This is a genomic window from Betaproteobacteria bacterium, from assembly GCA_016720925.1.
GTDB lineage: Bacteria > Pseudomonadota > Gammaproteobacteria > Burkholderiales > Usitatibacteraceae > UKL13-2.
This window is the reverse complement of the sequence record JADKJR010000001.1, coordinates 129,240-147,248: the sequence shown is the minus strand read 5'-3', so window position 1 is coordinate 147,248 and position 18,009 is coordinate 129,240. Positions and strand designations below refer to the sequence as shown.

Genomic DNA, 18,009 nt, shown 5'->3' with positions numbered 1-18,009 from the left:
CGGAAATGGAAGACTGCCGCTTACTTTGCAGGCGGCACTATCGGGTGATCCCCATCTGCGAAAGCACAAACGAATACGTAATCGCAATTTCCTTCAGGTAATCGTACCGGCCCGACGCACCGCCGTGACCCGCATCCATATTGGTCTTGAAGAGAAGAGGATTGCTGTCGGTTTTCAGCGTCCTGAGTCGAGCAACGTACTTCGCGGGCTCCCAGTACATGACCTGACTGTCATTGAGTGACGTCTCCACCAGCATGGCTGGATAGGATTTCTTTTCCAGGTTTTCGTAAGGCGAATACGAGCGCATGTATTTGTAGGCCGCCTCTCCATTGGGATTGCCCCACTCCAGGTATTCACCCACCGTGAGCGGCAGCGACGCGTCCAGCATGGAATTCATCACGTCAACGAACGGCACCTGCGATACCACGGCCTTGAACAGGTCCGGACGCAGATTTGTCACCGCTGCCATCAGCAGGCCACCGGCACTGCCACCCTGGATTGCTAACTGTTTCGGCTCGGTATATTTTTGCGCGATCAACTGTTCGGCCGCGGCAATGAAGTCGGTAAAGGTATTTTTCTTCTTCATCATCTTGCCATCGTCGTGCCACTGCTTGCCCATTTCGCCACCCCCGCGAATGTGCGCGATCGCGAAAATCATGCCGCGGTCCAGCAGCGCCAGACGCGTGGAACGAAATGCGAGCGGCATCGAGATTCCGTAGGAGCCGTAACCGTAGAGCAGCGTCGGCTGCGGTCCATTCTTCTTCAGCGACTTCTTGTAAACCAGCGACACCGGCACCTTGGTCCCATCCGGCGCTGTCGCCATGATGCGTTCGGACTGGTAATCTTTCGTGTCATAGCCACCCAGTACCGGTTGCTGCTTCTTTAGCGTACGTTCGCGTTTGGCGACATCGTAATCAAACACGGAGTCAGGTGTCACCAGCGACCCATAATTGAATCGCAGCAACGACGTGCTCCATTCGGCGTTTTGTCCGACTGAGGCGTCGTACGCGGGTTCCGGGAACGCGATCGTGTGCGGCGTACGCGTTTTCATGTCGAATACACGCAATTGCGGCAACCCGCCCGTCTTCTCGCTGGCGACGAAGAAATCCTTGAACATATCAACACCGTCGAGCTTTACGTCCGCACGGTGCGGGATGATCTCTTTCCAGCTCATCGCCTCTGCGCGGCCTGCAGGGGCCACGACCAGGCGGAAATTGCGGCCCTTGTCATTGGTGACAATGTAGAAGTCCGTGCCGGCATGGTCAACGTAGTACTTCACGTTTTCCTTGCGCGTCATGTAAGAGACGAAGTTGCCGTCGGGCTTGTTCGCATCGAGCAGGTACTGTTCGTTGGTTTCCGAGCTCTCCGAGGTCAGTACGATGTAGCCTTTGCTGCGCGTGGCCTCGACATGAATGTCGTAGAGCTCGTCCTTTTCATTGAACAGCTCCTCGCCCTTGCCGCCGAGCTTGGCCCGGAACAGGCGATCGGACCGCTTGGTTGTCGGATCTTCCGTGACAAAGAAGACCGTCTGGTTGTCGTTTGCCCAGGCAACCGATGTCACGCGTTCGTATCTGTCATTGAGCGTCTTGCCGGTCTCAAGATTCTTGAACTGCAACGTGTATTGCCGGAAACCGGTGAAGTCGAGCGAATACGCCAAAATCTTGCCGTTCGGGCTGACCGCGAATGCGCTCAAGCCGAGGAAAGAATGACCCCTGGCGAGTTCATTCAAATCGAGGATGACTTCTTCCGGCGAATCCAGTGCGCCTTTCTTGCGGCAATAGATGCTGTACTGCTTGCCGGTTTCGGTGCGCGAGTAGTACCAATAGTCGCCCTTGCGATAGGGCACGTTTTCGTCCGTCTCCTTGATGCGCGAAAGCATGTCCTTGTAGAGCGTTTCCTGAAATCCTTTCATCGAGTCCAGGACCGACTGTGTGTAATCGTTCTCGGCTTTCAGGTAGGCGATCACCTCCGGGTTCGTCTTTTCGCGCAGCCAGAAATAGTTGTCGACGCGCATATCGCCGAATTTCAGGACGGTGATCGGTTTTTTGGCGGCGACGGGTGGGTTCTGCATATTGGGGGCCTGGGCGAATACGGTGAAAGAAAACAGGAAGATAGATGCGAACTGCAGGACTCGGCGATGCATGGTCAACATCCGGATGCGATCGCGGGAAAGAGGCAAATTATAGCGGTTGCACCATCGCGTTCAGCCGTGCCCATGTAGCAGTCTGTAACGACTAGATACAACTCGCGCGTCCTCCCGGTAAACGATTGGTTTATCGTGCCGTTATTCGCGCTGAGTGCAAAGAACTCATTCCCCCAACAATGCTGAAAGGATTTGCCATGAATGCTCGTCATATGCTTGCAACTGCTGTCGCCGCCCTGTTTCTCACCCCGGCATTTGCACAGACGCCTGCCACGCCAAAAGTCGATCAACGCCAGGCCAATCAAGCCGCGCGCATTGAACAAGGCAAGGCATCCGGCCAATTGACTGACAAAGAAGCGGCCAGGCTCGAAGTCGGTCAGGCAAAGGTTGCGGCCAAGGAAGAAAAAGCAAAGTCGGATGGCGTTGTCACCAAGAAAGAGCGCGCGAAACTGCAGCACGCCGAGAACAAGCAAAGCCGCAAGATCAAGCGTCAAAAGCACGACGCCCAAACCAAGCCGGCCAACTGATCACAATTTCGTACCTTCGTTCGACAGCCCGGCCCACCGAATGGTGGCCGGGCTTTTTTCTGGTCATTTTCGTTGGCGCCTTGATGGGAAATATTCGCCAGTGAACCATTGAGGGCGTTGCTATACTGTTCATATTTACAGCAAGCAAAATCTCAACATGCTCCAGCCATCCTCCGTCACCGGCAACGACAAACACAGTTTTTACGCAGGCCTCGACAAACAGCTTGCGGGCCTGCTTGCGGGGGAGCGTGATTTCATCGCGAACGCCGCCAATTTTTCAGCGCTGCTTTTCCTGATGTTGCCGGACCTCAACTGGGCCGGGTTTTACCTGATGCGCGGAAACGACTTGCTACTCGGACCGTTCCAGGGCAAGCCCGCGTGCGTGCGTATTCCTGTGCTGCCGGTGCCGCGCGGCGTATGCGGCGCCGCCGCCTTCCATCGCCAAACACAATTGGTCGGAAACGTCCACGAGTTTCCCGGGCACATTGCATGCGATTCGGCGTCGAACTCGGAAGTCGTCGTTCCGCTTATCGCGCCCGCTGCTGCGAAAGAAAAAGTCTTCGGTGTGCTCGATATTGATAGCCCGCTGCTGAACCGTTTCGATGCCGGCGACAAGGCTGGTATCGAGCAAATGGTGCGGACTTTTCTCGAGATGACCGACCTGCCGACAATGTGAGGAGCTAGCGATGGTGACACGCCGCCGAATACTTCAAGCTGTTGCCACCCTGCCGATCGCCAAACAATTGACCGGATTTGCCGCGCAAGGCACGGTGCTGGCAGCCGTGCCAGTGGCGGGGCACTTTACCCATGACAGTGTGCGCCTCTGGCTGCAAGCGTCCACAGCCAGTGTCGCCGGTATTTCATTCTGGCCTGAGCAGGGAAAAGAAGGCGACGCCCGCAAGATCGACATTCCGCTTCCTGAAAGGGATGCATGTTCCGCCATTGCCCATATCCGCGGCCTGGCGCATGACACACACTACCGATTTACCGTGCAGCTTGATGGCAAGCCGACGGGAACGATGCGCACATTTCGTACCGCGCCATTGCCCGGGGCAAAGGCTGCACCCTTCCGCGTCTACCTCGGCTCCTGCGCATACACCGAAGCCATGTCGCCCAACGGCAATCCCTACGGCGACGAGTTTCATATCTTCGATAGCATCGCCGGCAAGATGCAGGTGGATGCATTGCCGCATTTCATGCTGTGGCTGGGCGACAATCTCTACCTCCGGCCGAAAGGTAAATTCCTGGGCGAGGCGGATTACGCCAGTGTGGCGCGCATGGATGCACGCTATCGCGATGTGCGCGCCATGAACATGTTCCAGAAGCTGTTCGCGGCCACGCATCACTATGCTATCTGGGATGATCACGATTACGGCCCGAACGACTCATTCAAGACGTTTACATTCAAGGCCGATGCGTTGCGGCTATTCAAGCAGTACTGGCCCAATCCCGACATGGGCTCGCCGGAATTACCAGGTACCTGGACATCCTTCACCCATCAGGACGCCGAGTTCTTTTTGCTCGATGACCGCACCTATCGCGACGACGAGAAAGCGGCACCGAGCGACGACAAGGCAATGTTCGGACCCGCGCAGCTCGCGTGGCTAAAGAAGTCACTTTCGGCCTCAAGGGCGACTTTCAAACTGGTTTGCAACGGCAGTCAATTACTGAGCGAGGACGAGAACGGCCATCACTCGGGCTGGCATAACTATCGAACGGAACGTGATGCATTTCTGGCCTGGCTGGCCAAGGAGAAAATTCCCGGCCTGCTGTTTATTTCCGGTGACCGGCACAATACACAGGTATTCCGCCTTAAGCAGCAGGGCGCACCGGTTGTCTATGAGTACTCAAGCTCGCCGCTTACCTCGCGCCTGTCGAAACTGGGCAAGAAAGATCGGGCCAATCCCCGCTATGTCGCGGAACTGGGTGTGGAACAACGTAATTTCGGGACTCTTGAATTCACGGGAGAAGGCGCGGCACGGCGCATCGATGCATCCTGCTTCGATTCGAACGGCAAGCCACTCTGGCAGCACATGCTGGCCAGCGCCAAAATCGATTCCGGCGGAGAACCGGTTTAGCAATCGTGGCGCTCCATTCCCTCCTCGTCGATTTCAATTCCTACTTCGCGTCCTGCGAGCAGCAGGCTCGCCCTGAGCTGCGCGGCAGGCCGGTGGGCGTGGTGCCCATGCTGGCGGATACCACGTGCCTTATTGCCGCCAGCTACGAGGCGAAGAAATTCGGCGTGAAAACGCTGACCAATGTCGGAGAGGCCAAGAAGCGTATTCCTGACATAGTGCTGGTCGTCGCCCGTCACGAGCTCTACATTGATTTCCACCACAAGGCCGTGAAGGTGGTCGACGAAATTGCGCCGGTGCGCGAAGTCCTGTCCATCGACGAAATGGTTTGCGATCTGCCCGCGGGGTTCCGGAGCGTCGAGCGCATCACCGAACTCGCGCAACATATCAAACGCAACATGGCGGAAAAGGTGGGGGAATTTCTCAAAGTCTCAATCGGTGTCGCACCCAACACCTTCCTCGCCAAGCTCGCCTCCGATATGCAAAAGCCGGATGGCCTGGTCTTCCTCGATGAACAAGACGTGCCCGGAAAAATCCTGCATTTGCCACTGCGTGCCTTGAGCGGCATTGGCAGCAACATGGAGGCGCGTCTGCTCAAACATGGCATTTGCACGATGGCAGATCTTTATGCGCAGACGCCCGAACAGCTTCGCAGCGTGTGGGGCGGCGTCGGCGGTGAGCGTTTTCATGCGAGGCTGCGCGGCGCGGAAGTGCACGATGTCGATCACGGCATGGGATCGATTGGCCATTCGCACGTGCTGGCGCCCGACCTGCGTAATCGCGACGATGCCTACTCGGTGCTGAATCGCCTCACGCAAAAAGCCGCGATGCGATTGCGAAAGACCGGTTACTACGCCGGGCGCATTGCCATCAAGGTGAAGTTCCTCAATGGACCTTCGTGGGAAAAAGAAACGCGGTTCATGGAAACGCAGGACACGCTGGATTTGCTGCACGCGATGGACCAGCTCTGGACCGGCTTTCCAAAGAAGAAACAATTGATGCTGTTGCAGGTCGGCGTGGTGTTGACGGATCTCACCTCGGAAGCGGCACAATCGGCGCGACTGTTCGACGACCTCGAACAGACCGGCGACAAGAAAAAACTCAACGCCGCCATCGATATGCTCAACACCCGCTTCGGCAAGAAAGCCGCGTACTACGGCGGCGCGCATCGTGCGCTGGATCACGGCAAACTGGCAATTGCGTTTAATCATATTCCGGATGTCGAGACCGAAAAGTGAAGGGGAAGAACATGGCGACGGCAGGATACAGCGGTACCCCGCTTCCCAAAAAGCTTGGGCTCAAGGAAGGCGAAACCCTTGTGTTGCTCAATCCGCCGGAAGGCATTGAGGAATTCCTGGCGCCGCTGCCCGCGACGGCGACGCTATCCGGCAAGCTCGCCGCAAGCAACAGACTTGTCATCCTGTTTTGCAAAGACACGGCGACCATGATGAAGTCGCTGTCCGCAGTATCCGAAAAGCTCGACGCCGATGGCAGCCTGTGGATTTCGTGGCCAAAAAAATCCTCGCCGCTGTTTGTTGATCTCACCGAAGACGGCATTCGCGCCATTGCGCTGCCGACCGGACTCGTTGATGTAAAGGTCTGCGCGGTGAATGCAGACTGGTCGGGGCTAAAATTGATGGTGCGAAAAGAATTGCGCGCCAAATGGAACAGGAAATAGCGGAACAGCATGAAGATCAACGCGTCATGAAGGCCGCCTACATCACAGGCTACGGCGGCCCGGAAAAACTGGAAGTGGGTGAGCGCCCGGCACCGTCGATCGGCCCGCACGACCTGCTGGTGGAAGTGAAAGCCGCCAGCATCAATCCAGTCGATTACAAAATTCGCGCGGGCATGCTGAAAATCATGCTGGCCTTCCGCATGCCGCTGATCCTCGGCCAGGACCTGTCCGGCGTGGTTACCGAGGTGGGCGCAAAGGTTTCGCGCTTCAAGCCGGGAGACGAGATTTTTGCACGCCTCGACAAATCGGCCATCGGCGCATTCGCTGAATTGGCAACGGTGCGCGAGAGCGACGCGGCGCGAAAGCCCGGCAACCTCACGCATATTGAGGCCGCCTCGATTCCGCTGGTCGGCCTGACATCATGGCAGGTGATGCAGGACATGATGGGCCTGAAATCCGGACAGACCATTCTCATTCATGCGGGGTCGGGCGGTGTGGGCACGTTCGCGATCCAGTTGGCAAAGTATCTGGGCGCGATCGTCGCCACGACCGCAAGCGCGCGCAATGCCGAACTCGTCAGGCGCCTCGGTGCGGACATCGTTGTCGATTACAAAACGCAGCGATTCGAGGATGTGGTAAAGGAACCTGACTTTGTGTTCGACACGCAAGGGGGTGAACTCTTGATGCGGTCCATCGCCATCACCAAACCGCACGGCGCCGTCATCACCATCGGCGGCATCCCGACGCCGCGCGTGATGCGGGAATGGGAATTGGCGAGATGGAAGCAATGGCTCGCCGCGTTCATGACGCGCAAGCCGCGCGCACTGGCGGCGAAGCGCGGCGTACGATTTGACTATCACTTCATGTCGCCGTCGGGGATGCAGCTCGCGGCGATCGCGGCACTACTGGAGAGCGGGATCATCGTCCCCGTCGTCGACAAAGTGTTTCCACTCGACGCCGCGCGCGACGCTTTCGCCTATGCGGAAGCGGGACATGCGGTCGGCAAGGTCGTCCTTGTTCCATAGCGCAATCAGGTAAAACACAAGCACTGGTGCGGTGTTTACGGCATTTTATGCCCGGGAGCCGCACCAGTGCTAGACTTTCATCTTCAGCCGCCCCGCCCACTCTGCGTATAACCAACACATGACCTCTACCACTTGGCTTGCCTACCTCGTCGCGGTCGTCATCGTGTGCATTTCCCCCGGTCCCGGTGCGCTGTCTTCAATGTCGGCCGGCATGCGATACGGATTTGCGGTCGGCATGTGGAATCTCGTCGGGTTGCAGCTCGCCATCATTGTCAATGTACTCATGATCTGGCTGGGACTGGGTGCGCTGTTGATGGCCTCCTCGACGGCATTTGAAATCATCAAAATCGGTGGCGCGCTGTACCTCGTTTACCTGGGCGTCCAGAAATTCCGCGAGCGTCCCGTCTCGTTTGAGGAGATCGCCGCCGGAACAAAGTTCGACGACACGTCGCGTTGGGGCCTGGTAAAACAAGGCCTGCTGGTGAACCTGACCAACCCCAAAGGCCTGGTCTTCCTCATCGCCGTGCTGCCGCAATTTGTCGACGCGACCCGGCCAACCGCGATGCAATACGCCGTCATGGGCGCGACGATGGTCGTGGTCGATGTGCTCGTGATGATGTGCTACACCGGTCTCGCGGCAAGGGTCCTCATGATGCTGAAAGACCCGAATCACATTCGCTGGACGAATCGGGGGATCGGCAGTTTGTTCGTGGTGGCGGGCGGGGCGTTGGCGGTGTTTAAGAGGGCGTGAACCCTGGGCGTCATTCTTTCGAGTTCTCGCAAAAAACTGACAGGAACATTTGTAAGCGAGCGGATGCCGGTCTACCCCATGCAATCTACCTGAACAAGCGAAGCGCCCAGCCAATTGCAAAAAACCCGGATTCCCGTCGCCACGGGAATGACGGCGCTATCGCTTTCCGCCGAATATCGCCAGGAAGATAAACAACGCAACCAATATCGCGCACACCAGAAAGAAAATCTTCCACCCCGACTTTGGCGATTCCCCCTGCACTTCCCCCGTCTGTCCATTGACCACAAACCGGTAAGTCTTACCGCCATACAAATACGCCGACACCCACATCGGCAAAAGTATGTGTTTGAACGTGAGGTGGCTGTACTGCGTATTGAGCGACGAGATGCGTTGGTGATCACCGCCAATATCCGCGCGCACCAGTTGCTCGACCTTGCCGTCGATCATCTGTTTCCCGATGACGAATGCCGCCTTTAGTCCCACCTGATACGCCTCCGCCTGAAAACCGGTGATGTACTCGTCCTGATACGGCACCAGCTCCTTGGTATTCCAGGTGCGCAACGTAGTCGTAAAGTTGGCCGCGATCATGCTGCCCACCACGCCCGCCTGTTGCACTAACGCGCGTTGCATCTCGGCGGCTCCCGCATTGCTGCCGCCACCTCCGTAGCTGCTCTTGCTGCCTGAGACCAATACGTCATCGTGAAAGAACGAAACATTACCCGAGACACTGGTCCAGTCGGTACGCGTGCGCGTCTCGGTGACGCGCTCACCCTTGGAGTTGGTGCTCTGGTAACTTTCCGTATGATCGTCGCCGCGCTGGCCGGAATATTGCGTGTAGGTTTGCGCGTCAAAGGTCCAGTAAGGTACATAGATCCCCTTGATGCCGCCGTCACTCTGCGCATATTTTTTCAGTGCGGACGGCGCCAGCCACAGGCCCTTGATCCAGCCGCGCCACTTGTCCTGCGCCTGCAGCTTGGTGACTTTGAAAGGCACGAGCGACTTCGGTTTGATCTGGCGTTGCGCGTAACTTTTCGAGGTGAGCGGTGAACCGCAGAAGGTACAGGCGCTCGCATAGAGGTTCGCCGCCAGCGTCTGCTCGCCGCCGCAGTTGTTGCACTTGATTTGTTCCTGCTGGTGGGTTTCGCTCTCGTTTTCGAGTTTTGTCATCCACTCTTCAAGACTGAGTTCCAGGATCTTGTCGTCGGATTCGGGGATATCGTTGACCGCGGCGCAATAAGGGCACTTCAGCGTTTTGCTGCCTGGGGAGAAAGACAGTTTTGCGCCGCAGGACTTGCAGGGGAATGCCCGCACGGTGGCGGTCATTTGGTCAAGCGTGGTTTGCGACGCGTTCGGGTTTTCCATTTTAGATTCCGTGCGGCCGGTCATTTTTTCAATCGTGCCATGGCGTATACGTCCACATACTCGCCGTTGCGAAATGCGAAGTTCTTGTGTGTGCCTTCAATTTCGAAGCCGTATTTCCGGTAGAGGGCGATTGCGCCAGCATTGTCGGTGAAAACGGTCAGCTCAATGCGCGTGACCTGCAGCCACTGGTCAGCCAGATCGATTGCCGCTTGCATGAGTGCGCTGCCCACACCTTGGCGGTGCCAATCGTCGTGAACGGTAATTCCCAAGGAGGCTGCATGGCGGCGGCGTACATGCCGCGGATTGCCGAACAGGGCGGCGTTACCGACAATCTTGCCGTCAACTTCCGCGACAAGAATTTGATCGGTTGGCAGGAATTCGGCGGCACGTTTGCGAAAAACTTCCCGCGAGGTGTACGGCACTTGCAGTGTTTCCGACTGCGCGCGCGGCTGCAACATGGTGTCGCGGATGGCGTCGTAGTCGTCAGGCTCGGCGGCGCGGATGGTGATGGTCATAATTTTTTCTCCATCGCCGCGGACAGGGGAAGAGGGCCGAAATGAGGGGCGGTCAACACGTGAACACCTCACCCCAGCCCTCTCCCGCAGGCGGGAGCGGGAGTTTCCTTTGAACTAACCTGCCGGTGGAACGGGAGGCGGAACACTGGCAAACAAAGACGCTAGTTCCGACACGTCACCCGCCTTCGTCCACTGCGCCATGCCCGCTTTCCACACCAGCGAATCGCGCTTCAGCGTGCCGCTGGTCGCGTGGCCTTGCAGGGTATTGAGGTCGAATGGGCCCGCTTGCTGGCCATTGATCGCGACGTGATAGGCGATGGCGACCGGCAATGGCGGCGGCGCTGCATTCGCACCACCCGCTCCGGCATTGCCCATCCCGGCCGCACCGGCACTCATGGCCGCACCCATTTGCCCGGCCATCGCGCCACCCATTGCGAAGCCCGCGCCAAGACCCATGCCGGCACCGGCCGCGCTGTTGGGCGTGGTGGCGGCATCGCGGATCGCGCTCGCCGTTTCGTATTGCGTGTAAGCCTGCAGATTGCCGACGGCGGCAATGGAGCCGCGTTTGTCGATGGCCTTCTCGACTTCTTCCGGCAGGCCGATATCCTGCACTTGCACTTCGCAGAGCTCTAGACCCATCGCCTCAAAGTCGCCGCCAATGCGCTCGCGCAACATTCCGCCGAGCACCGAGACTTTTGCCTCCATGTCGATGATACTCAAGCCCAGTTCAGGCATCACTTCCTTGATGCGCAAACCGATCTTGCCGCGCAGATTTTCCTGAATGGCGTCTGTGGTGAAGCGGCCTTCGGTGCCGGATATATCCTTGATGAAGATGCCGGGGTCTTTGACACGGATGGTGTAAATACCGAATGCAGTCGCACGGACGATGCCGAACTCGCTGTCGCGCATCGTCGCTGGTCCCGGCGTGCCCCATTTCAGGTCAGTGAATTTCCGCGTGGAGACGAAATACACTTCCGCCTTGAACGGCGACTCGAAGCCGTACTTCCAGCCTTTCAGCGTGGAGAGGATCGGCATATTCTGCGTGGTGAGCGTGTACATGCCGGGCTTGTACACATCGGCCAGCTGGCCCTCGTTGATGAAGACAGCCATCTGGCCTTCGCGTACGGTGAGCTTGGCGCCGTACTTGATTTCGTTGTTCATCCGCTCAAAGCGGTACACCAGCGTGTTGTTGGAATCATCGAGCCATTCGATGATGTCAATGAGTTCGCCAGTCAGTTTTTTCCAGAGGTCAACCATGCTGTAGTGCTCCCATGTGTGGAAGAGGCTTAACTACGTTAGAGAACTTGGCTTGCACCAAGAGAATGCGCAGCCACACTCCAGCTGCGCAATAATACGTTATCACGAATATTGACCAATATCATGAATACGACGCTCACCGCAATTCACATCTATCCCGTCAAGGCGCTTGGCGGCATTTCGCTGAAAGCGAGTGGGGTGACACCACGCGGGCTGAAAAACGACCGGCGCTTCATGGTGGTCGATGCCGACAACGGGTTCATCACCCAGCGCGATGTGCCGAAGATGGCGACCGTTTGGATGGAGCTTGACAACGATGAGGTGATTTTTTCCGCGCCGGACATGGAGAGCATTTCTGTCGCAGCCGAACCACAGAAGCGTCCAACGCGCGCGGTACAAGTCTGGTCAAGCCAGGTGGCCGCACATTCCGTCTCGGCGGAAGCCGATGCGTGGCTGTCCCAGTATCTCGGCTTCGATGCACGGTTGGTATACATGCCTGATTCGAGTGAACGGCAAGCCAATCCGGAATACGCGAAAGGCGGCGAGATCGTCAGCTTCGCCGACGGCTTTCCGCTGTTGATGGCTTCCGAGGAATCGCTGGCGGATTTGAATGCGCGCATCGCTGCAACTGGCGGCACGCCAATCCCGATGAGCCGCTTCAGGCCCAACCTGGTCATCACGGGCGGCGGTCCGTACGCAGAGGATCGACTCGGCGAAATACGTGTCGGCGATGCCGTGTTCCGCGCCGTAAAGCCCTGTATTCGTTGCCAGGTGACGACCACCGATCAGGCAACAGGCGAATTGCGTGGGCCAGAACCGCTGCGTACGCTCGCGACGTATCGCCAGTCACCGGCAGGTGTGATGTTCGGCATGAACCTGGTACCGGTGACATTGGGAACCGTGCGCGTTGGCGATGCGGTTTCGTTCGCGATGTAGCCTGCAATTCCGATCAAAACTCAAGCATTGGCGCGGCATTTTAGCCGTTTTATGCCTGGACACCGCGCCAGTGCTTGAGTTTATCAAGCAAGCTGGCCCGCTTTCGCCACACCAATTCCGACCAGCACCCATGCCGCGAGGAGCGCAATGCCACCTAACGGCGTGATCGCGCCCAATATACGCACACCGGTCACGCTCAACGCGTAGAGACTACCGCTGAAAATAATGACGCCGGCCACCATCACCCAGCCGGCGATCGGCAGCCATTTTGAAGCGGGCAACATCTGCACAAGAATGCCGATAAGGACGATGCCCAACGCATGCACGAGATGATATTGCACGCCGGTTTGATACACCGCCAACATGTCCGCAGCCAGCCGCGCCTTGAGTGCATGCGCGCCGAAAGCGCCAATCGCCACGCCGAGAAATGCCAGCACCGCGCCGGCAATGATGATCGGTTGCGATTGCGCGTTCATATCAAATCTCCAATGACAAAGCGCCCGTTGCCGGGCGCTTTTTGTTTGACGGCGGTGTTCAGATCTTTTTGTGCGGCTTGAGCAGAAATGCCGCCATCGATGGCAACAGGAATATCGCGCCCAGCATATTCAGGAAAAACATGAACGCCAGCAGAATGCCCATGTCGGCCTGGAATTTCAGCGCCGACATGGCCCAGGTGCCGACACCCAGCGTCATCGTCACAGCCGTGAAAATCATCGCGGCACCACGCTCATGTAACGCTTCGAAGAATGCGTGCGCCAGGTCGTGGCCCTCCTCAAGATGAATCTCGAGACGGTCGTATAGATATACTCCATAGTCGACGCCAACGCCAACGCCCAGCGCGATCACCGGCAAGGTGGAAACCTTGAGGCCGATGCCCAGCATCGGCATCAGCGCCTCGCACAGCACCGAGACAATTGCCAGCGGAATCAGAATGCACAATGTGGCGCGCAGGCTCCGAAATGTCACCATGCACATCAGGAAGAGCGCGCCGAAAATCGCCGCGTGCATCTCGTAGCGGGCTTTGTCGACCGCTTCATTGGTCGCCGCCATCACGCCGACGTTTCCGGTGGCGAGCTTGAATTCGAGTTTGTCGCTGTTACCTTCCTTGGCGAAGTTTTTCACCTCGGCCACCAGACGCTTGATGGTTTCACCCTGCTGGTCGGTGGTATTGATCAGCACCTGCATCGCCGAACAATCGGGATTCAGCAAACCGGTATCGGTATTGATCGGGGTGACACTTTGCGCCATCACCTGTGGATCGCGCGGCAACTGGCGCCAGCGCAAATTGCCTTCGTTGTAACCGGCATTCATGATGCGCGCGGCACCGGGCAATGAAATGACTGACTGCGTACCTTCCACATTTTGCATGTACCAGTCGAAGCGTTCGATCGTCGTCATGACGTCGTAGTTGGTGCATGCGCCCTGCACGTTTTTGGTCTGCGCGACCACACCCAGCGTGTTTACACCGATCGCGAATTTTTTCACGATCATCGCGTTGTCCTGGTTGTAGCGCGAAGTATCGCGCAGTTCGGGCACACCCTGCCCGTAATCGCCAACTTTCAAGTCGTGTGCCTTGTACAAGCCTGCCGCCAGCACCACTGCGGAAATGGCGACGATCACCACCGCGCGCTTCCTTTGCACACATTGCGAAGCGACCTTCCAGATTGCGTCTCCGCTGTTCTCGAGCTTTACCTCCCGGTTCAATGCTTTCTTGGACATTTTCAGGTAGGAGAGCAGGATAGGCAGCAGCATCTTGTTGGTGACAATCATCCACGCCACGCCAAGCGAGGCGGTGATACCGAGCTCCCGGACGATATCGATGGGGATCAGCATGATGACCGCAAAGCCGAGCACGTTGGTCAGCAGCGCCAGCGTACCGGGAATAAATATCACCGCAAACGCATGCTTCGCCGCCGTGAGATTGTCGGCCCCGGCGATGACTTCGCGTTCCCAGGTCTTGGTCATTTGCACCGCATGTGAAACGCCGATGGAAAAAATCAGGAACGGCACCAGAATCGACAGCGGATCAATGCCGAAGCCGATCAGCGGCAGCGTCCCGAGCAACCACAGCACGGGCATCATCGCGACCACCAGCGCCACCAGTGTCAGCTTCAGGTCTTTGACAAACCACAGCATCAGGATCGCGGTGATCAGGAACGCGACGCCGAAGAACATGATCACGCCGCGCGCGCCATCGGCGATATCACCAACCGCCTTGGCAAAGCCGATGATGTGAATGGTGTGCTTCGGGCCTTCGTACTTGGCGCGGATCTCCTCAAGTTTTTTGGACAACTCGAAATAGTTTAGTTTGTCGAGCTTGCCATCGCCTTTCGGAATGTACTCAAGCAGGCCGGCCGCCACCAACGCCCCGGAAAAATCCGTCGCCACGGTGCGACCGACTTCGCTGGATTTCTGCACGTTGCCGCGGACGATTTCAAGATCCTCCTTGGTGCCCTGGAAGGTCGCCTGCACCACGTTCCCGCCGGAAAACCCTTCCTCCACCACTTCGATGAAGCGCGTATTCGGGGTGAACAGCGATTTCACGGACGGCTGATCGACTCCCGTCAGGCCTTGCACATCTTTCGTGAGCGCCTTCAGCTTTTCCATGAATTCTTTGTTGTAGATATCGCCTTCTTTTTGCACCAGCGCGATGGCGATGCGGTTGGCGCCGCCAAATACGCCCTCGTAGTCTTTGTAGACTTTCATGTAGGGGTGCGTGAGCGGCACCATCTTGTTGAAACCGGCATCCACGCGCAACTGGCTGGCGGACAGCATGAAGCCCAGCGTGGCAACGGAAAAAACAATCAACAACACCTTTCGGTTGTTGAATACGAGGGCAGAAACTTTTTCAATGACGTTTTGTAGGTTCATGGTGCGCTCGTGAGTGTTCAGGTATTTGGCGAATGTCGCGATGATAGTAAAGTGAGGAAATTGGAGCTCGTCAAAATGGCAAGGCTATTTCGCGGCCGGAGAAAGCATGACCTCGCGTACGCCTGCCTCACCCACCAGCAACAGGGCGTTCGGCGCGCCGAGCAAAGGGGCTGCATATCCCTTGGTCAATCCCGTCGGCAACGGGGTAAATGTCGCGCCATTGTCACGCGAGGTGAGCACTATTCCCGCGAGGCCGGACAACACCACCGTCCCGTCAGGCAAGCGTGTTGACCCCATGATCGACGCCACCGACTTGTTCTCAACGAGCTTCCAGTCCTTCAGCGCGGCATCGGCACTGCGAAATATCTTGCCGCGCAATCCGTAAATGACCACCGATCCGTCTTGCGCCTGGATGGCGCCAAAGAACGAACCCTTGTATGGCGAGACAATCTTGGTCCAGGTCTTGCCGGCGTCATCGGATTTGAGCAACATGCCGGCTTCACCGGCGATGATCAGACGGTTATCGCCCAGTTTGACGATGGCATTGAAATGGCGGTCTTCTTCGCCACCCTTGTCGCCACCTTTATCGCCATCATCAGGCTCGGCGGCAATGGCAGCCTTACCCTTCTTGGCCATGGTTGGCGGTGGAGGCGGTGGTGCTTTGGGCGGCTCCAGTAATTTGCGCGGCGTCCAGGTTTTGCCGGCGTCTCCGGTTTCGTAGAACGAGCCGTACGCACCGACGACGAATCCAACGTTGGCATCGATAAACAGAATATCCATCAGCGGCTTTTGATCCGCCGGCGCCGAAAATGCCTGCGTCCACGTCTTGCCCTCGTCGGCGCTTTTCAAAATGACCGCATCATGACCGACCGCCCAGCCGGTCTTGGCATCCGAAAAATACACTGCGTTCAGCAGCGGCACATTGGGCGGTGTCGCGGCGCGTTCCCATTTTTCACCGTTGCTATCGGAAAATACGATGTAGCCGCGATCGCCGACTGCGACCACGCGATTACCGATGCGCGCCGAATCCGTCAACAGCAAACGCGACATGGTTTGCTTGGTGAGCGGTCCGGTGGAAGGCATAACCGCGGGATTGATTTGGGCAGATGCGGCGGACGGGTAGCCCATGCCGGCGACCGAACCGACGGCCAGAATGACCGCGAGAACAAACTGATTTGTCATGAGTAGGGTACTTTCAATCAGTGGACATGACGGGGATAGTTGCACGATCTTCGCCGCCGCAAAATGACCAGCAGACAAGCCGCAATCGGACGGCTAAAACAATTCGGGGACAATTCAAAATTGTCCCCGAATTCAACTACCGGATGATTGGCCGGGCCATCACCTCACGCGAAGATCAGCGCGTTCCAAGATTACGCAAATTCTGCGGCGTGTAATCCGCCGGGCTGCGTTTGATCGGATCAAAAATCACCCGCTCTTCCGAGCGGAGACCCATCGCAATGTAGCGGCGTGACTGCAGGTCATGGTGTACCTCGATCGTGCCGAAGAACATCGGGACGTTGTACCAGTTCTCGCTGTGCTGCTCGGAGAAGCGCCACAGTTGTCCGCGCCCGTCGTACTTGTCGATCAACACCACGTTCCAGCTATCCTCGTCGATATAAAAGGTGCGGCGGGAATAGATGTGCGAGGTGCCTGCTTTCAGTGTGGCATCCACCACCCAGACACGGTGCAATTCATAGCGCGCCAGATCCTGGTTCATGTGGCCGGGGCGAAGCTGATCGGCATACTTGAGCTTCGGATCGGACATGCGGTTGGAATTGTACGGAATGTACATGTCCTTCTTGCCCAACAGCTTCCACTCGTAACGATCGGTGGCGCCGTTGTACATTCCGAAGTCGTCATTGGTGCGCAGGCCATCGGCGGCAGTGCCGGGGTTGTCGTACGCGACGTTTGGCGCAAGGCGAACGCGACGCTGGCCTGGGTTATAGGTCCACGCCGAACGCGGCTCTTTCGCCTGGTCGACGGTTTCATGCACCAGCAATATCTGGCCGGCCAACCGTGCCGGCGCTGTGGTCACCTGCAAATAATTCAGGACTTTGTTGTTTTCACGTTGCGCAATCGGCTTCGAGAGGTTGCCGTAGGACATGTCGTATTCGTATTCGAATTTTACGAGCGCAAAATCGCCGGATGCCGTCACCGCAGCCTGTGCCCAGTGCTGCGTGAAGGTGTCGCCCTTGTAATGAAGAACGTGATTCCAGATGACTTCATTGCCATTTTTCGGGATCGGGAAAGGGGTACCGCCGGTACAACCCACCACACCGTTACCTCCCGCGGCGAGCGTGGCCTTGGCGGCACACTCTCTCGTTTCTTTGTAGTGCCCCTCGGGGAAGGCGGCGCTACGGCGGCTCGTGTAAACATTCAACTTGTAGGTTGGGTACTGTTTCAACATCGCCAACTGACCAGGCGACAGGTTGTCTTTATACTTGTCAGCCGTGGCTGAGGTGATGGTAAAAAGCGGCTTGTCGCTGGCATACGGGTCCGGATAGGTGCCACCCGCCTTGAAATTCAGGCCCGCGGGCACTTTGGTAATGCCACCATCCCACGCCGGAATGGTACCCGCCGCGTTGGCCGCTTTTTCCGCACCCATCGGGGTGAGCGTCGTGCCGAGCTTGGCCAGATCACCTGCCGCAAGTTGGGCAAAAGCCCCCGTCGATATGGTGATTGCGCCCAACATTGCCGACGCCATCATCGTCAATCGCTTTACATTCATGTTTCCTCCAAAAGTTATCGTCAATCCCTGCGGCAATTTGCTTTCCCTGAACCGGCCTTCGTCTCAGTGAGGGTCGCGGTGAGGGTGTAACGCTGAAATGGGTTCACCCGCCGACATGGTGGCCGACGGGCGATTTCC

At 57.5% G+C, this 18,009-nt stretch carries 16 protein-coding genes; 8 read left to right on the top strand and 8 right to left on the bottom strand.

Annotated elements, in window-relative coordinates; all coding sequences use genetic code 11:
* Positions 1-37: 37 nt before the first annotated feature.
* Positions 38-2,071 carry a S9 family peptidase gene (locus IPP88_00730; GenBank protein MBL0121299.1) on the bottom strand — a complete coding sequence of 678 codons (2,034 nt, stop codon included), beginning with the start codon at positions 2,069-2,071 and terminating at the stop codon, positions 38-40.
* Between the two features lie 269 nt (positions 2,072-2,340).
* Between IPP88_00730 and IPP88_00725 the strand changes: the two genes are divergently transcribed.
* The 7 genes from IPP88_00725 (at position 2,341) to IPP88_00695 (ending at position 8,199) form a co-directional block, all read left to right on the top strand.
* Complete coding sequence (locus IPP88_00725; GenBank protein ID MBL0121298.1) at positions 2,341-2,670, top strand: hypothetical protein; 330 nt, start codon at positions 2,341-2,343, stop codon at positions 2,668-2,670.
* Positions 2,671-2,827: 157 nt separating this feature from the next.
* Entirely contained in the window at positions 2,828-3,346 is a 519-nt protein-coding gene (locus IPP88_00720; GenBank protein ID MBL0121297.1) for a GAF domain-containing protein, read from the top strand.
* A 10-nt stretch (positions 3,347-3,356) separates the two neighbouring features.
* Positions 3,357-4,748 carry an alkaline phosphatase family protein gene (locus IPP88_00715; GenBank protein MBL0121296.1) on the top strand — a complete coding sequence of 464 codons (1,392 nt, stop codon included), beginning with the start codon at positions 3,357-3,359 and terminating at the stop codon, positions 4,746-4,748.
* A gap of 5 nt (positions 4,749-4,753) precedes the next feature.
* Positions 4,754-5,983: a DNA polymerase gene (locus tag IPP88_00710; protein MBL0121295.1), complete on the top strand. Its 1,230-nt coding sequence runs from the start codon at positions 4,754-4,756 to the stop codon at positions 5,981-5,983.
* Between the two features lie 11 nt (positions 5,984-5,994).
* Positions 5,995-6,423 (top strand): DUF3052 family protein, encoded by a 429-nt coding sequence (locus IPP88_00705; GenBank protein MBL0121294.1) that lies wholly within the window; start codon positions 5,995-5,997, stop codon positions 6,421-6,423.
* A 26-nt stretch (positions 6,424-6,449) separates the two neighbouring features.
* Positions 6,450-7,448 (top strand): NADP-dependent oxidoreductase, encoded by a 999-nt coding sequence (locus tag IPP88_00700; protein MBL0121293.1) that lies wholly within the window; start codon positions 6,450-6,452, stop codon positions 7,446-7,448.
* 118 nt (positions 7,449-7,566) lie between these two features.
* The gene (locus tag IPP88_00695; protein MBL0121292.1) at positions 7,567-8,199 is read left to right on the top strand and encodes a LysE family transporter; all 633 of its coding nucleotides are present in this window, start codon (positions 7,567-7,569) and stop codon (positions 8,197-8,199) included.
* Between the two features lie 156 nt (positions 8,200-8,355).
* Here the strand turns inward: IPP88_00695 and IPP88_00690 are convergent, their stop codons facing one another.
* From IPP88_00690 to IPP88_00680, 3 genes are all read right to left on the bottom strand, one after another.
* Positions 8,356-9,561: a hypothetical protein gene (locus IPP88_00690; protein MBL0121291.1), complete on the bottom strand. Its 1,206-nt coding sequence runs from the start codon at positions 9,559-9,561 to the stop codon at positions 8,356-8,358.
* A gap of 20 nt (positions 9,562-9,581) precedes the next feature.
* The gene (locus IPP88_00685; protein ID MBL0121290.1) at positions 9,582-10,076 is read right to left on the bottom strand and encodes a GNAT family N-acetyltransferase; all 495 of its coding nucleotides are present in this window, start codon (positions 10,074-10,076) and stop codon (positions 9,582-9,584) included.
* A 114-nt stretch (positions 10,077-10,190) separates the two neighbouring features.
* A complete protein-coding gene (locus IPP88_00680; GenBank protein ID MBL0121289.1) occupies positions 10,191-11,333 on the bottom strand; it encodes an SPFH domain-containing protein in 1,143 nt (380 codons plus the stop codon).
* A 123-nt stretch (positions 11,334-11,456) separates the two neighbouring features.
* Here IPP88_00680 and IPP88_00675 point away from each other — a divergent pair, with 123 nt between their 5' ends.
* Positions 11,457-12,269 (top strand): MOSC domain-containing protein, encoded by an 813-nt coding sequence (locus IPP88_00675; protein MBL0121288.1) that lies wholly within the window; start codon positions 11,457-11,459, stop codon positions 12,267-12,269.
* 83 nt (positions 12,270-12,352) lie between these two features.
* Here IPP88_00675 and IPP88_00670 read toward each other — a convergent pair whose 3' ends face one another.
* The 4 genes from IPP88_00670 to IPP88_00655 all read right to left on the bottom strand — a co-directional run bounded on the left by IPP88_00670 (position 12,353) and on the right by IPP88_00655 (position 17,871).
* A complete protein-coding gene (locus IPP88_00670; protein MBL0121287.1) occupies positions 12,353-12,745 on the bottom strand; it encodes a DUF423 domain-containing protein in 393 nt (130 codons plus the stop codon).
* A gap of 58 nt (positions 12,746-12,803) precedes the next feature.
* Positions 12,804-15,140, bottom strand: coding sequence for an MMPL family transporter (locus IPP88_00665; protein MBL0121286.1), 2,337 nt, complete (start codon positions 15,138-15,140; stop codon positions 12,804-12,806).
* Between the two features lie 84 nt (positions 15,141-15,224).
* Positions 15,225-16,322: a hypothetical protein gene (locus IPP88_00660; protein MBL0121285.1), complete on the bottom strand. Its 1,098-nt coding sequence runs from the start codon at positions 16,320-16,322 to the stop codon at positions 15,225-15,227.
* 175 nt (positions 16,323-16,497) lie between these two features.
* Positions 16,498-17,871: a DUF1329 domain-containing protein gene (locus IPP88_00655; GenBank protein ID MBL0121284.1), complete on the bottom strand. Its 1,374-nt coding sequence runs from the start codon at positions 17,869-17,871 to the stop codon at positions 16,498-16,500.
* Positions 17,872-18,009 lie beyond the last annotated feature (138 nt).

What these genes read in the sequence shown, in the direction of transcription:
- IPP88_00680 (MBL0121289.1), bottom strand. Translation starts at nt 11,333, where the DNA reads ATGGTTGACCTCTGGAAAAAACTGACTGGCGAACTCATTGACATCATC.
- IPP88_00725 (MBL0121298.1), top strand. Translation starts at nt 2,341, where the DNA reads ATGAATGCTCGTCATATGCTTGCAACTGCTGTCGCCGCCCTGTTTCTC.
- IPP88_00655 (MBL0121284.1), bottom strand. Translation starts at nt 17,871, where the DNA reads ATGAATGTAAAGCGATTGACGATGATGGCGTCGGCAATGTTGGGCGCA.
- IPP88_00670 (MBL0121287.1), bottom strand. Translation starts at nt 12,745, where the DNA reads ATGAACGCGCAATCGCAACCGATCATCATTGCCGGCGCGGTGCTGGCA.
- IPP88_00700 (MBL0121293.1), top strand. Translation starts at nt 6,450, where the DNA reads ATGAAGGCCGCCTACATCACAGGCTACGGCGGCCCGGAAAAACTGGAA.
- IPP88_00690 (MBL0121291.1), bottom strand. Translation starts at nt 9,561, where the DNA reads ATGGAAAACCCGAACGCGTCGCAAACCACGCTTGACCAAATGACCGCC.
- IPP88_00730 (MBL0121299.1), bottom strand. Translation starts at nt 2,071, where the DNA reads ATGCAGAACCCACCCGTCGCCGCCAAAAAACCGATCACCGTCCTGAAA.
- IPP88_00665 (MBL0121286.1), bottom strand. Translation starts at nt 15,140, where the DNA reads ATGAACCTACAAAACGTCATTGAAAAAGTTTCTGCCCTCGTATTCAAC.
- IPP88_00715 (MBL0121296.1), top strand. Translation starts at nt 3,357, where the DNA reads ATGGTGACACGCCGCCGAATACTTCAAGCTGTTGCCACCCTGCCGATC.
- IPP88_00660 (MBL0121285.1), bottom strand. Translation starts at nt 16,322, where the DNA reads ATGACAAATCAGTTTGTTCTCGCGGTCATTCTGGCCGTCGGTTCGGTC.
- IPP88_00675 (MBL0121288.1), top strand. Translation starts at nt 11,457, where the DNA reads ATGAATACGACGCTCACCGCAATTCACATCTATCCCGTCAAGGCGCTT.
- IPP88_00720 (MBL0121297.1), top strand. Translation starts at nt 2,828, where the DNA reads ATGCTCCAGCCATCCTCCGTCACCGGCAACGACAAACACAGTTTTTAC.
- IPP88_00705 (MBL0121294.1), top strand. Translation starts at nt 5,995, where the DNA reads ATGGCGACGGCAGGATACAGCGGTACCCCGCTTCCCAAAAAGCTTGGG.
- IPP88_00695 (MBL0121292.1), top strand. Translation starts at nt 7,567, where the DNA reads ATGACCTCTACCACTTGGCTTGCCTACCTCGTCGCGGTCGTCATCGTG.
- IPP88_00685 (MBL0121290.1), bottom strand. Translation starts at nt 10,076, where the DNA reads ATGACCATCACCATCCGCGCCGCCGAGCCTGACGACTACGACGCCATC.